This window comes from Mesorhizobium sp. M0514 (genome assembly GCF_040321145.1).
Lineage (GTDB): Bacteria > Pseudomonadota > Alphaproteobacteria > Rhizobiales > Rhizobiaceae > Mesorhizobium.
The window spans coordinates 59,626-73,155 of the sequence record NZ_JAMYQZ010000024.1 but is presented as its reverse complement, the minus strand read 5'-3'; the positions used below and the strand labels follow the sequence as shown (position 1 = coordinate 73,155).

The window sequence follows — 13,530 nt, the reverse complement described above, 5'->3', positions numbered from 1 at the left end:
GCCTCGATCGAGGCCGAGCGGACGCGGCTGACGGCGGCGGTCGGCGAGCAGACGGCGGAAAAGAAACGCCTCTCCATGCTGCTCGAAGCCAAGCAGAAGCTCGAGGCGGACACCTGGACGGCGATGGCCGCTGAAAAGCAGCGGTCCCAGGCGCTTGCGGCCAAGGCCGGCAGCCTGAAAGAGCTGATCGCTTCGCTTGAAGCCGACAAGAGCCGCAAGGCGGCGGATGCCGTCAAGGCAGGCGAACAGAAAGCGGCCGACAGCGATAAGCCGGACGCCGATAACGCCGATGCAGGCACAACCGCGTCGACGGAGCTGGCTTCGCTGCCCGTGCCGGAAGGCAACCGCCTCACCGCCGCCGCGCCGTTTTCGGCACTTCAGGGACAAGTCTCGCTGCCGGTCACCGGCAAGATCAAGCTGCGTTTCGGGGCCGATGACGGTAACGGCGCGGTGATGCTCGGCGACATGGTTGCGACACAATCGGGAGCCATCGTCACGGCACCGGCGGACGGAAATGTGCTTTATGCGGGGCCTTTTCGCTCCTATGGTCAACTCTTGATCCTCAATGCGGGAGACGGCTATCATGTCGTCCTGGCGGGGATGAGCAGAATCAGCGTCGCGTCTGGCCAGTCGGTGCTCGCAGGAGAGCCGGTCGGCGCGATGGGAGAGGCCCGGGTGGCAAGCACCTCGGCCTCGAAGAATGGAAATGCCACGCCGGAACTCTATGTCGAGTTCCGCAAGGATGGAAAACCCGTCGATCCGACCCCATGGTGGGCGGACCGCTTCTCTGGAAGGACGTGAAATGATGCGGAAACTGTCGCTTCTTATTGCCGGTGCGCTGATGGGCGCGTCAGCGATGAGCCTGGTCTATGGCGCGCCCGGCTCGACGGCGAACGCTGCAGGCTCCGAGACCTATAAGCAACTGGCGATCTTCGGCGACATCTTCGAGCGCGTGCGGGCGCAGTATGTGACGCCGCCGGACGACAAGTCGCTGGTCGAAAACGCCATCAACGGCATGCTCACCTCGCTCGACCCGCACTCCTCCTACATGAATGCCGAGCAGGCGCAGGACATGCGTGTGCAGACCAAGGGTGAGTTCGGCGGCCTTGGCATCGAGGTCACCATGGAGAACGATCTGGTCAAGGTGATCACGCCGATCGACGACACCCCGGCTGCCAAGGCAGGCGTGCTGGCCGGCGACTATATCGCCAAGATCGACGGCCAGGAGGTTCGCGGCCTGACGCTCAACGATGCGGTCGAAAAGATGCGCGGCCTGGTCAATACGCCGATCAAGCTGACCATCCTGCGCCAAGGCGCCGACAAGCCGATCGAGCTGACGGTGGTGCGTGACATCATCAAGGTCAAGGCGGTCAAGTTCCGGGTCGAGAACGACATCGGCTACATGAAGATCACCTCCTTCACCGAAAAGACCTATGACGACCTCGAGAACGCCATCGACACCATCAAGAAGCAGGTGCCGAACGACAAGCTCAAGGGCTATGTGCTCGATCTCAGGCTCAACCCGGGCGGCCTGCTCGACCAGGCGGTGAGCGTGTCCGACGCCTTCCTCGACCGTGGCGAGATCGTCTCGACCCGCGGCCGCGACCCGAAGGACGTCACACGCTTCGACGCCAAGGCAGGCGACGACATCGGCGCCAAGCCGCTGATCGTGCTCGTCAATGGCGGTTCGGCCAGCGCCTCCGAGATCGTCGCCGGCGCGCTGCAGGACCTGCGCCGCGCAACAGTGGTCGGCACGCAGTCCTTCGGCAAGGGCTCGGTGCAGACCATCATCCCGCTTGGCGAGAACGGCGCGCTGCGCCTGACGACGGCGCTCTATTACACGCCGTCCGGCAAGTCGATCCAGGGCAAGGGCATCACGCCCGACATCAAGGTCGACCAGCCGCTGCCGCCCGAACTGCAGGGCAGGGACCTGACGCGCGGCGAATCGGACCTCAAGGGCCATATCAAGGGCGCCGACGAGAGCGATACCGGCTCGGGCTCGGCTGCCTATGTGCCGCCGGATCCGAAGGACGATCTGCAGCTGATCTATGCCGAACAGCTGCTGCGCGGCCAGAAGACCGATCCGGCATTCCCGCCGAATCCGGAGAAGGCAGTGCTCAACCAGTAAAATCGACTGGTAGCTCTGGCTGCCCAATCGAAGCGATGCAATGCTGCCGGGACCGTGAGGTTCCGGCAGTTTGATTCGGGGACCGCTGGGCGCTGCGCCTCAAAAGGCGCAGGGGACGCGCCGTCAGTTTTGGATCTGCGCATGGCGAAAAGATTTCGCTGATCACGCGCCGGGGGATGCGGCTTGGCTGACGTCGGCAAGGACATCGAACGCCCGCTCGGACAGACCGTCCGACCGCGTGCCGCGTCGCGCGGGATCAGCGCTGGCGCCGTCGCGGCGACGCTGGTCGTGCTGGCCGCGGTCGGCATCTCCGGCGCGATCGCGCTGCGCGAGAAGCCGTTCCGCAAACCGGAAGCAATCGCGGTCTCGACGCCGAAGGTGACGGCGGCGGCCGAACCCGCGGCCGCAGCGCCCACTGCTCAAGCCACGGCGGCAGCGCCGAAGGCGGAAACGCCCAAAGCCAGCGGCCCGCAGATCATCCATGTGCAAACCCAGGAGGGTGACGGCCCGCCCAATGCAGCCATTGTCATCCATGACCCGTCGACGATCGGCCAGAACCTGAAGATCGCGCATATCCCCGACAGGGCGCTGATCGAGGCCAGCGACACCGGCCCGCTGCCGGTTCGCGCCGCTGACGGCCGGCGGCCGTTCGATGTCTATGCGCGGCCGTGGTCGGGTTCGCGTGGCGCTCGAGTGGCAATCGTCATCGGCGGGCTTGCCGTGTCGCAGACCGGCACGCAGGCTGCGATCGCCAAGCTGCCGGCCGAAGTGACGCTGGCTTTTGCGCCGCAAGGCAACAGCATTGGCCGGTGGATGCAGGCGGCACGGCAGAGCGGGCATGAGGTGGTCATGCAGGTGCCGCTCGAACCGTTCGACTATCCCAACATCAATCCCGGCCGCAACACGCTGACAGTGGCGGCAAGCCCGGACGACAATCTGAAGAATCTGCGCTGGGCGCTGTCGCGGACCACCAACTATACCGGCGTCATGAACTATATGGGGGCGCGCTTTTCGGCCGACGCGACAGCGATGGGGCCGTTCATGGCCGAGCTTGGCAAGCGCGGCCTTGCCTATGTCGATGACGGCTCGTCCGCGCGGAGCCTGGCGTCCGATCTCGCCTTGAAGGACGGTGTGCCGTTCGTCGCCGGCGATACGGCAATCGACGCCGTGCAGGACCGCGGCGCCATCCTGAAAAAGCTCGACGCGCTGGAAGCGACCGCGCGTGCCAAAGGCTCCGCCGTCGGCATCGGCTCGGCCTTCGACCTCACCGTCGATACCGTGGCGTCCTGGGTGGTCGAAGCAAAAAAGCGCGGCATCGAGATCGTGCCGATCTCGGCGGTGGCCATCGACCCGGAAAAAGGCTGATCATGACGAAGAAACCTGTCGACCCCGAGACGCTGCCTTACCGCCCTTGCGTAGGACTGATGATCCTCAATGGCGACGGGCTGGTCTGGGTCGGGCACCGCATCGCCGAACCGGACAGCGAATTTGCCGGGACCACGCAGCTCTGGCAGATGCCGCAAGGCGGCATCGACGAGGGCGAGGAGCCGCTGCAGGCGGCCGGGCGCGAGCTCTATGAAGAGACCGGCATGCGCTCGGTCACGCTGCTGGCCGAGGCGCCGCACTGGATCAACTACGACCTGCCGCCCGATCTGGTCGGCATCGCCCTCAAGGGCCGCTATCGCGGCCAGACGCAGAAATGGTTCGCCTACCGCTTTCACGGCGAGACCAGAGAGATCCAGATCAATCCGCCGCCGGGCGGCCACACCGCCGAATTCGATGAATGGGCATGGCGGCCGATGCAGGACCTGCCCGATCTGATAGTGCCGTTCAAACGCAAGGTCTATGAGGATGTGGTGGCGACGTTCCGTCATCTTGCCTAGCTGGATGTGACGGTTCGCACGGCACCTGATTCGTGCTTTATTGATCGGGACACCCGCAGCCACGAGACCCATATGAACGACGCCGGGCAATGGCCTCTTAGCGCAGCGTATGGGCTGCCCCTCACCTGCCTGCCGGCTTTCGTCACTCGAAAAGCCAAGCAGGTGGCTTTTCGTCCGCCTTACGCGGACCGCTCTTCAACTCCCCGTATTGGGACGGGGAGAAATGTCCGGCAGGACAATGAGGGGCAGCGCCGACTTCGTCGGATCTGCGATGCATAAAGCCAAAGATACGATCAGCGAAGCGGCGGCCGGCGCCATTCTCACCATCGATCTCGGCGCGGTCAGGGAGAATTACCGGCGGCTCAAGGCAAAGCTCGGCGGCGTGCGCTGCGCCGGCGTCGTCAAGGCCGACGGTTACGGGCTCGGCGCGCGGCAAGTGGCGGCGGCACTGGTTGCCGAACGCTGCGACAGCTTCTTTGTCGCTCATCTCACCGAGGGTGTCGCGCTGCGCGACGCACTCGGACCGAAGCTGGAAATCCATGTGCTGAACGGCCTGCCGCCGGGCTCGGAACCCGAAGCGGTGGCCGCCGACCTTGTTCCCGTCATCAACAGCACCGGGCAACTGAAGGCGTGGAGCGAGGCAGGCCAAAAGGCCGGCCGCAAGCTCAAGGCCGCCATCCAGGTCGACAGCGGCATGTCGCGGCTGGGCATGGCGCCGGCAGAGGTCGAGGCGCTTACGGCCGATGCTTTCGCCGGCGTCGATGTCGTCCTCGTCATGAGCCATCTGGCCCGTGCGGACGAACCGACCAATGCGGCCAATGACGCGCAACTCAGGGAGTTCGAACGGCTGCGCAAAATGCTGCCCAAGGCGCCGGCGTCGCTCGACAATTCCTCCGGCATCTTTCTTGGGCCGCGCTATCAGTACGACCTCGCGCGTCCGGGCGCTGCGCTCTACGGCATCAATCCGACGCCTGATGAGGCGAACCCGATGCTGCCGGTGGTGCGGCTCGAGGCAAAGATCATCCAGACACGCGGCATCGATAAGGGCGCGGGCGTCGGCTACGGACATGCGTTTCTGGCCAGCGGTCCCTTGCGCGCGGCCACGATCTCGCTCGGCTATGCCGATGGCTGGCACCGGCGCGCGGCTTCGGCTGCCTGGCTCGACGGCGTGCGACTGCCCTTTGTCGGGCGGGTGTCGATGGATTCGATCATACTCGACATCTCGGCCCTGCCGGCCGGCCGGCTGCGCGAGGGCGACCTTGTCGAACTCCTAGGCCCCTCGCAGAGCGTCGATGACGCCGCCGGTCATGCCGGCACGATCGGTTATGAAATCCTGACCAGTCTCGGCCCCCGCTTCCACCGCCGCTATATCAACGAATAGAGCCGCGACACGCCGCCCCTTGGCGGACGCCGCAGAATCCGGCAGACAGGAGGCGGCGGCCCTCTGACGGAAGTCGTCGTGGAGAGTGATGCGATGAAGATCTTCGTGTTGGGCGGCGGCGTTATCGGGGTCACCACTGCCTATTATCTCGCTGAGGCCGGCCACGAGGTGACGGTGTTCGACCGCCAGAAAGGGCCGGCGCTGGAAACCAGCTTCGCCAATGCCGGCGAGATCTCGCCGGGCTATGCTTCGCCCTGGGCCGGCCCCGGCATTCCGCTGAAGGCAATCAAGTGGCTGTTGATGAAGCACGGCCCGCTGGTGGTGCGGCCGGCCTTCGATCCGTATATGTGGACATGGCTCATCAAGATGCTGCGCAATTGCACCGCGGATCGCTACGCCATCAACAAGGCGCGCATGGTGCCGCTCGCCGAATACAGCCGCGACACGCTGAAGGCGCTGCGCGAGGCGACCGGCATCGCTTATGATGAGCGGACCAAGGGCACGCTGCAGCTGTTTCGCACGCAAAAGCAGCTCGACGGCACCGGCGGCGATGTCGAGGTGCTGAAGAAATATGGCGTTCCCTACGAGTTGCTCGATCCCGAAGGCTGCATTGGGGCCGAGCCGGCGCTGGCCGGCGTGCGGGAAAAGTTTGTCGGCGGGCTGAGATTGCCCGGCGACGAAACCGGCGACTGCAAGATGTTCACCGATCGGCTGGCCGAGCTCTGCGTGGCGCGCGGCGTCACGTTCGAGTACGGCACGCAGATCCGGCGCTTCTCCAAGAACCGCAATCGCATCGTCAGCGTCGGCACCGACCAGCGCTCGCGCGCGGCCGACGCTTATGTGCTGGCGCTGGGCAGCTATTCGGCGCGCTTCATGCGCCTGCTCAGGCGCCCGATCCCGGTCTATCCGGTCAAGGGCTATTCGATCACCGTTCCTATCAAGGACGCGGTCGCCGCCCCGGTGTCGACGGTGATGGACGAAACCTACAAGGTGGCGATCACCAGGCTCGGCGACCGCATCCGCGTCGGCGGCACGGCGGAGATTTCCGGCTTCGATCTCAGGCTGCATGAATCGCGCCGGCGCACCCTCGAACATTCGGTCGGCGATCTGTTCCCGGATGGCGGCGACCTCAAGGCGGCGTCCTTCTGGTGCGGGCTGCGGCCGATGACGCCGGACGGGCCGCCGCTGGTCGGCCGCACCGAGTTCTCCAACCTCTATCTCAACACCGGGCACGGCACGCTTGGCTGGACCATGGCCTGCGGCTCGGCCAAGGTGCTGTCCGACATCATCTCCAGCAAGGTGCCTGATATCGATGTGCGGGAGCTGGGGCCGGAGCGGTATTTGAGGTAGGGGTGCTTTTTAAAGCTTGCGGGCCAGCACCCCCTCTGTCCTACCGGACAGAGGGGGTGTAAAGGATCGCTACAGAACGGCATTCCTTCAGCCTCGCCAGCCTCTCAAAACGCCTCCTTCACCCAGCCCTTCGAGAACAGCCAACGGTAGGCCCAGGGGATCATTACCTTGGTCGATACCGGATTCGAATGGGCGACATAGTCGTCGTAGACCGGCTGCATCCTGGCGTAGAAGGCAGGGTCGAGCACCGTCATGCCGTTCTCCAGATCGTGGAAGAAACTGCGGTTGTTGAGATTGACCGACGAGATCGTCACCAGCCTTTCGTCGATCATCATGATCTTGGAGTGCAGCACGACATCGGGCGCCTTGAATTCGCGGATGTTGATGCGGTCTCCATATTTCTCGACGAACAGCTTGTTGAGCGCGGTCAGCAGCTTGCCGCCAATATCGCCCTTGAGGTCGATGCGGCCGACAATGTCGATCCTGACGCCGCGCGCCAGCGCCCGCTCGATGACCAGGCTGAGCTTCGGCGTCAGATTAAGGTAGGGATTGACGATCTCGATATGGTGCCGGGCAGTGTCGATCAGCTCGACGAAATAGGTCTCGAGCGCATGGTTGTCCTCGTAGGGCACGGAAATGAAATGGCGCACCGTGCCCGGCGGGCGCCGGCTGTCGGAGCGCACCGGAATGGAGAAGGGTCTTGCGATGTTGGTGTCGGCGTCGCGCAGCCACAATGTCGAGAGATGCGCGGCCAGCGTCTCGACCGTGGCCGGGTCGGCAAACTCGATGTCGAAATCGCTCCAGTTCGAATAGTAGTTGAGCGAGAGGCCGTCGGTCTTGCCGTATTGCTCGAGGTTCGGATAGCGCGACAGGTCGATCGGCTTGTGGAACAGGAAGCCGTCATGAATGTTGCGGCCGCCGATGATGACGCGCGAGCGGGCGGGATCCTCGGCAAGTGTCGCCAGCATCTTGACGTGATGGGTCTTGTGCAGCTGTGACAGTTGCTCGTCGACCGGCGCGCCGTGGTCGGCCCGCCAACGATATTCCTGCAACTCGACATTGGGATAATCGGCCGCCAGCCGGTGCAGCAGGGCATCGTCCTTGTCGCGCTCCAGCACGTCTGTGACCATGATGCGCACTTTGGTGCCGAGGGCTGCGTGATGGCGGATCAGCCGCTCGATGACGCGGCCGGAAAAATCGGCCTTGAACTCCAGCGACGACAGATAGACCAGCTTGAGTTTCGGCGCGCGCGAGAAATCGAGCGGCAGTTCGGGGTCGGCCTTGTCGAAGGCGCTGTCGGGTAAAGGCGCGCCGAGCAGCGCTTCGACCTTGGCGTTGAAGCCGTCGCGCGACTTGCGTAACAGGCGCGGTGACCCGAGTGGCAGCGAACAGGTCTGCGACAGCCAGCGGCCGGCATAGAAGACGCGGGCGAGTTCATCCAGGCCGGATGGACCGGGCACTGGACAACGCTCGTAGCGGCTGTCGAGCGCGGCTATCGCCGGATAGGCAACCTCTTCGCGCAGGATGGTGAGCGGGGCGCCTGCCGGCGCCAGACTGGAGCTGAGCTTGAGACTGCAGCGGTTCAAACCATCGCTGGGGAACAGGCTGGCGGTTTGCCCGGCCGACAGGCGGAGGCGGAAGGCGGCACCGGTGCGCGAGCCACCGCCGGCGCGAATCGCCAGCGCCCCGTCGCAGGCGCCCGATATCTCAACCGGCTGCTTTCCCGCCTGGCGCATCACGATCTCGATCGAGCGCGCCTGCAGGCCGGAAAAGCTGAACGTCTTTGGCGCGGAGGGCCGCGCGGCGGCGTTGACATAGAGCGTCTGCCGCGACACGCGCCAACGGCCGTTGAAATGGCCTTCGCCGGCTGTGCCGCTCACTGCCGGCATCTGTTCGGCGGTAACCGGCTTCGCCAGCCGTTCCAGCGTCCGGTAGGTGGCCTGGAAATCGCGGTTGGCGATGGCGTGGCGGTCATGTCCGAACGGACCGGTGCCGTTCGCCCTGTCGATGGCCCCGATCTGGTTGTGGGCGAGCAGCGCCAGAAACTGCCTTTCATAGTCGCTGGCACCGGCATCGCCGAAAAACGCTGCTGCTGCAGTCTGCGGTCCGGGCGTGCCGGCCGATACCGACGGCCGGCCGCAATCCTTCGCATCGGGGAAGAAATCGCAGCTGTGCCGGATCGGGGCGGCGCAACCGGCAAGGGCCGCCAGCCCCAGCCCGGCCAAGGCCAGGCAGATGGCGCGGTTCATCCGGTCGCACCGTTCATCGTCTTCAGTTCAGCCGGATCGCGCGGCGGCAGGAAGCCATGCGGAAACACCTTGCAGACGGGAAGCGCGAAAGTGGCGATCAAAAGCTCGGCCTCGCCGCGCATCTTTTTCGGCGCTGTCTTGTCATCACGGATCGCCTTTGCCGAGGCGACGAGCGCGCCGTCGCAGTCGCAATGATTATGGCGCGCAATGTAGCAGGCGTCATGGATTTGGCAGGCGCTGTCGAGGCGATTGACAGGGCGAGCCGAGAGGTCGCCGGTGCGGGTGCCGGGACCGCAGTAATTGCCGAAGACGAAAGGCGACGGGCGGGCCATTGCGATACGGACCGGCTTGGGCAGTTCGGCTTCCGGAACTACGGTCCATGGATTGGCGCAGGCGGAAAGCGCGACAAGCGGCAAGATGGCGAGCACCGCTCGCATTTTGATCCGCACCAGCTTTGCAAAAAAGTGTCCCACCCGGCGCAGCCAATCCTTAATGATAGGCGACATCGCGCTTGTTGCCACACTGGCCGATTTTGTGGCGAGGGCAAGGCGGCGCGGCCATCAGACAAACAGCCCGCGCTCTCTCTCGACCGCCTTGGTGATGAAGTTGGCGACGATCTGCACGCGGCGCAGCGGTCGGACCGATTCATGATAGACCAGCCAGTAGGCGCGGCGGATCGGCGTCACGATGTCGACGGGGATCAGCTCCGGCATCGAGCGGGCGACAAAGGTGTGCAAGATGCCGATGCCAGCGCCCGAGCGCACCGCTTCGGCCTGGCCCAGCGCTGAGGAGATGGCGAAGCTGGTGCGCCAGTCCGGGCTGAACTCCGCCGCATAGTCGAGCGACGGGCTGACGATCAGGTCTGGGACATAGCCGATCAGCGTATGCTGGCCGAGTTCGGCAGCGGTCTCGGGTAAGCCGTGCGCCTGCGCATAGTCGCGCGAGGCAAACAGGCCGAGGGTGTAGTCGACCAGCTTTCCCGCCACCAGCCTGCCTTCGCTCGGCCGCTCGACGGTGATGGCGATGTCGGCCTCGCGCCGCGACAGCGAGAAGGAACGCGGCACCGGCACCAGCTGGATGGTGAGTTCGCGGTGCAGCGCGGTCAGCGCGCCAAGACGCGTGGCGAGGAATGCAACGCCAAACCCGTCGGGCGCGCCGATGCGCACCGTGCCTGAGATATCGTCGCCTTCGCCCGACACGGCGGAGCGCGCGGCGATCATGTCGGCTTCCATGCGCTCGGCAATGTCGAGAAAGCGCTGGCCGGCCGGCGTCAGCTCGCTGCCGGTGGTAAGCCGGCGAAACAGTTTTGTCCGTAACGCATCCTCAAACGCTGCGATGCGGCGCGAGACGGTGGCGTGATTGAGTTCCAGCCGCTTGGCGGCGCCAAGGATCTGCCCGGCGCGGGCCACGGCGAGGAAGATGCGGACGTCATCCCAGTTCATGGGGGTGGTCCGGGCTAGCGGCGAACGCGGCGTTCCCGCCCACCCCCCTCTGGCCTGCCGGCCATCTCCCCCGCAAGGAGGGAGATTGGCAGCTCCGCCACCTGCGTCTCTTTTGGTGCGTTGAAGATTTGCGAAGGCGGCAGCCACATCTGATATCCCCCCTTGCGGGGGAGATGTCCGGCAGGACAGAGGGGGGTGTGACGGAGCGCAACCTTCGGGCCTTTCAGCAATCTGTAATTTGCGGCAATTAATGCACACTCGTCCTTCGTTGTCTATTTCCCGCACAACGGTTGCGTTTCCCCTCGCGTTGCCTTCGCGCCTGCAAAGGCGTTGAATGCTTCATCACAAACTCAGGGAGAGAAACCATGATCGAATACGGTCATTTCATTGGCGGCAAGCATGTCGCCGGGACCAGCGGGCGCAAGCAGGACGTCATGCAGCCGATGGACGGCTCGGTGCGCGGCACGGTGGCGCTGGCTTCGCCGGCTGAACTGCGTGCGGCTGTCCTGAATGCCAAGGAAGCACAGATCAAATGGGCTGCGACCAACCCGCAGCGGCGCGTGCGCGTGCTGATGAAGTTTCTTGAACTGGTTGCTCGCGACTATGACGAACTGGCCGATCTCCTGGCGCGCGAGCACGGCAAGACCATTGCCGACGCCAAGGGCGACATCCAGCGCGGCCTCGAAGTGGTCGAAGTCTGCATCGGTGCGCCGCACATGATGAAGGGCGAGTTCACCGACGGCGCCGGCCCCGGCATCGATGTCTATTCGATGCGCCAGCCCCTCGGCGTCGTTGCCGGCATCACCCCGTTCAATTTCCCGGCGATGATCCCGCTGTGGAAGATTGCCCCGGCGCTGGCCTGCGGCAACGCCTTTATCCTGAAGCCTTCCGAGCGCGACCCTGGCGTGCCGATGCGCATCGCCGAACTGTTCCTCGAGGCTGGCCTGCCGGCTGGCGTTCTCAACGTCGTCAATGGCGACAAGGATGTCGTCGACGCCATCCTCGACGATCCTGATATCAAGGCTATCGGCTTTGTCGGCTCGACGCCGATCGCGCATTACATCTATTCGCGCGGCACGGCCGCGGGAAAACGCGTGCAGTGCTTCGGCGGCGCCAAGAACCACATGATCATCATGCCCGATGCCGACATGGACCAGACCGTCGATGCGCTGATCGGCGCGGGCTACGGCTCGGCCGGCGAGCGCTGCATGGCGATCTCGGTTGCCGTTCCCGTCGGCAACGACACCGCCAACCGGCTGATGGAAAAGCTCATCCCGCGTGTCGAAAGCCTCAAAGTCGGCCCGTCGACGGATTCGTCCGCCGATTTCGGCCCGCTGGTCACGGCGCAGGCATTGGAACGCGTCAAGGGTTATGTCGACACCGGCGTCAAGGAAGGCGCCAAGCTGGTCGTCGATGGCCGCGGCTTCTCCATGCAGGGCTACGAGGATGGCTACTATATGGGCGGCTGCCTGTTCGACAATGTGACCGCCGACATGCGCATCTACAAGGAAGAGATCTTTGGTCCGGTGCTGTCGGTGGTGCGTGCGCCGACCTATGAGAGCGCCATCAAGCTCGCCAACGATCATGAGATGGGCAATGGCGTCGCCATCTTCACCCGTGACGGTGATGCTGCTCGTGATTTTGCTTCGCGCGTCCAGGTCGGCATGGTCGGCATCAACGTGCCGATCCCGGTTCCGATCGCTTACTACACGTTCGGCGGCTGGAAGGCGTCGTCCTTCGGCGACCTCAACCAGCACGGCCCGGACGCGTTCCGCTTCTACACCAAGACCAAGACGGTGACCTCGCGCTGGCCCTCAGGCGTCAAGGACGGTGCCGAGTTCGTCATCCCGACGATGAACTGACCGGACGACTTCGAAGATCGGCAAGAAGGCCCGGGGTTCAAAGCCCGGGCCTTTCTTTGTACGAAACCGACATTGGTCATCACGTTTAAGCGATGGAACCAAGAGCCTGTCATCTGCCTTAAATTGCATTCCTGCCGTGGTGCAGGCCATCATAATAGCGCCGGTAGCAGCCGGGGTTCTCGTCTGGCGCAAGGAGGTGTCAGATGACACGACGTCTTGTGGCGGCGATGTTCTTTGCGGTGTTCGCGATGTCCGGCATCGCCCAGGCCAAAGCCGATCAATGCGCGGCGCGGACCGACCTGGTCAAGGCGCTCGGCGAGAAGTTCCACGAAAGCCAAGCCGCACGTGGCCTGGTGAACCCAAATGTGGTGCTGGAGATATTCGTCTCCGACCAGGGCACCTGGACCATCCTGGCCACCGACACACACGGCCAAAGCTGCATCATCACGGCTGGCGAAGGCTGGGACGGGGCGGCTATGGCCGCAGTCTTGCCGGGCACCTGATAAAAGACCGGTCGGAAGTCTGGAGCAGAGACGGAGTTCAGCGTGTGGCGGCCACTTCGGCATGGCCGCGCAGCAGTGCCATCAGGCGTTTGGCGTCCTTGGCGGCAGCCTCTTCGTCACCAGCCAGGATCGAGCGGATTAGCGCGACGTGGTGCTCAGCCGATTCGGCCAGTCCTGTGTCGGCCTTGTAGCGGAACCAGAAGCGGCGGCTGTGGGTCTGCAGGGGCGCGGCCAGACGGGCCGCAAACGGGTTGTCGGCGGCCATCGCCAAGGCCTCGTCGAGCGCCTTGTCGGCCTGGATGAAGGCCAGCACATTGCCCGAGATGACGGCCTTCTGCATGGCAAGGGCTGCCTCATGAAACAGGTCGGCGGCCTCACGGGTGACGAAGCGGGCGGCCGAGCGCGCCAGCACCACCTCGACGCCGCGCCTGGCATCCAGCACGCGCAGCCAGTCGCCGGGATGAAGCGGGGCAATGGCGATGCCGGCGCGTGGCCTGACATCCAGCAGTCCTTCCCAGGCGAGGCGCTGGATCGCTTCGCGCACCGGCGTGCGTCCTAGCGCCAGCTTCTCGATGAGGGCGCCTTCGGTGACAAAGCTCGCCGGCGCCAGTTCCAACGTCACGATCATATGCTCGAGTACATGGTAGGCCTTGGCGGCGGCCGGCTCGGGGTATGCTGTCTCACTGGATGTCAAAGGCGGGCTCCTGATATATCTTACATATATCATAACGA

At 64.6% G+C, this 13,530-nt stretch carries 12 protein-coding genes; 8 read left to right on the top strand and 4 right to left on the bottom strand.

What is annotated here, in order from left to right; all coding sequences use genetic code 11:
* The 6 genes from NKI61_RS12800 to NKI61_RS12775 all read left to right on the top strand — a co-directional run.
* Positions 1–801, top strand: an 801-nt coding sequence (locus NKI61_RS12800; RefSeq protein ID WP_352839697.1) for a murein hydrolase activator EnvC family protein, incomplete at its 5' end; no start/stop codon positions are given.
* 1 nt (position 802) lies between these two features.
* Positions 803–2,128, top strand: a complete 1,326-nt coding sequence (locus NKI61_RS12795; protein WP_023668701.1) for a S41 family peptidase — start codon at positions 803–805, stop codon at positions 2,126–2,128.
* Between the two features lie 183 nt (positions 2,129–2,311).
* Complete coding sequence (locus NKI61_RS12790; protein ID WP_352839695.1) at positions 2,312–3,493, top strand: divergent polysaccharide deacetylase family protein; 1,182 nt, start codon at positions 2,312–2,314, stop codon at positions 3,491–3,493.
* A gap of 2 nt (positions 3,494–3,495) precedes the next feature.
* Complete coding sequence (locus NKI61_RS12785) at positions 3,496–4,011, top strand: RNA pyrophosphohydrolase (protein ID WP_352459904.1); 516 nt, start codon at positions 3,496–3,498, stop codon at positions 4,009–4,011.
* 271 nt (positions 4,012–4,282) lie between these two features.
* Complete coding sequence (gene alr / locus NKI61_RS12780) at positions 4,283–5,392, top strand: alanine racemase (protein WP_352839693.1); 1,110 nt, start codon at positions 4,283–4,285, stop codon at positions 5,390–5,392.
* A gap of 93 nt (positions 5,393–5,485) precedes the next feature.
* On the top strand, positions 5,486–6,742 hold the full coding sequence (locus tag NKI61_RS12775) for a D-amino acid dehydrogenase (RefSeq protein ID WP_023668705.1): 1,257 nt from the start codon (positions 5,486–5,488) through the stop codon (positions 6,740–6,742).
* 104 nt (positions 6,743–6,846) lie between these two features.
* Here NKI61_RS12775 and NKI61_RS12770 read toward each other — a convergent pair whose 3' ends face one another.
* The 3 genes from NKI61_RS12770 to NKI61_RS12760 form a co-directional block, all read right to left on the bottom strand.
* Complete coding sequence (locus tag NKI61_RS12770; RefSeq protein ID WP_352839691.1) at positions 6,847–8,991, bottom strand: phospholipase D-like domain-containing protein; 2,145 nt, start codon at positions 8,989–8,991, stop codon at positions 6,847–6,849.
* Positions 8,988–9,428 (bottom strand): phospholipase A2 family protein, encoded by a 441-nt coding sequence (locus NKI61_RS12765; protein WP_023728660.1) that lies wholly within the window; start codon positions 9,426–9,428, stop codon positions 8,988–8,990. Before NKI61_RS12765 ends, NKI61_RS12770 begins: the two co-directional genes overlap by 4 nt.
* A gap of 123 nt (positions 9,429–9,551) precedes the next feature.
* Positions 9,552–10,433, bottom strand: a complete 882-nt coding sequence (locus tag NKI61_RS12760; protein ID WP_352839689.1) for a LysR family transcriptional regulator — start codon at positions 10,431–10,433, stop codon at positions 9,552–9,554.
* Between the two features lie 365 nt (positions 10,434–10,798).
* Between NKI61_RS12760 and NKI61_RS12755 the strand changes: the two genes are divergently transcribed.
* Both NKI61_RS12755 and NKI61_RS12750 read left to right on the top strand, forming a co-directional pair.
* Positions 10,799–12,295, top strand: coding sequence for a CoA-acylating methylmalonate-semialdehyde dehydrogenase (locus tag NKI61_RS12755; RefSeq protein ID WP_023684131.1), 1,497 nt, complete (start codon positions 10,799–10,801; stop codon positions 12,293–12,295).
* Positions 12,296–12,498: 203 nt separating this feature from the next.
* On the top strand, positions 12,499–12,798 hold the full coding sequence (locus tag NKI61_RS12750; RefSeq protein ID WP_352459899.1) for a hypothetical protein: 300 nt from the start codon (positions 12,499–12,501) through the stop codon (positions 12,796–12,798).
* Positions 12,799–12,835: 37 nt separating this feature from the next.
* Here NKI61_RS12750 and NKI61_RS12745 read toward each other — a convergent pair whose 3' ends face one another.
* Positions 12,836–13,525 carry a GntR family transcriptional regulator gene (locus NKI61_RS12745; RefSeq protein ID WP_352839687.1) on the bottom strand — a complete coding sequence of 230 codons (690 nt, stop codon included), beginning with the start codon at positions 13,523–13,525 and terminating at the stop codon, positions 12,836–12,838.
* Between the last annotated feature and the right edge of the window lie 5 nt (positions 13,526–13,530).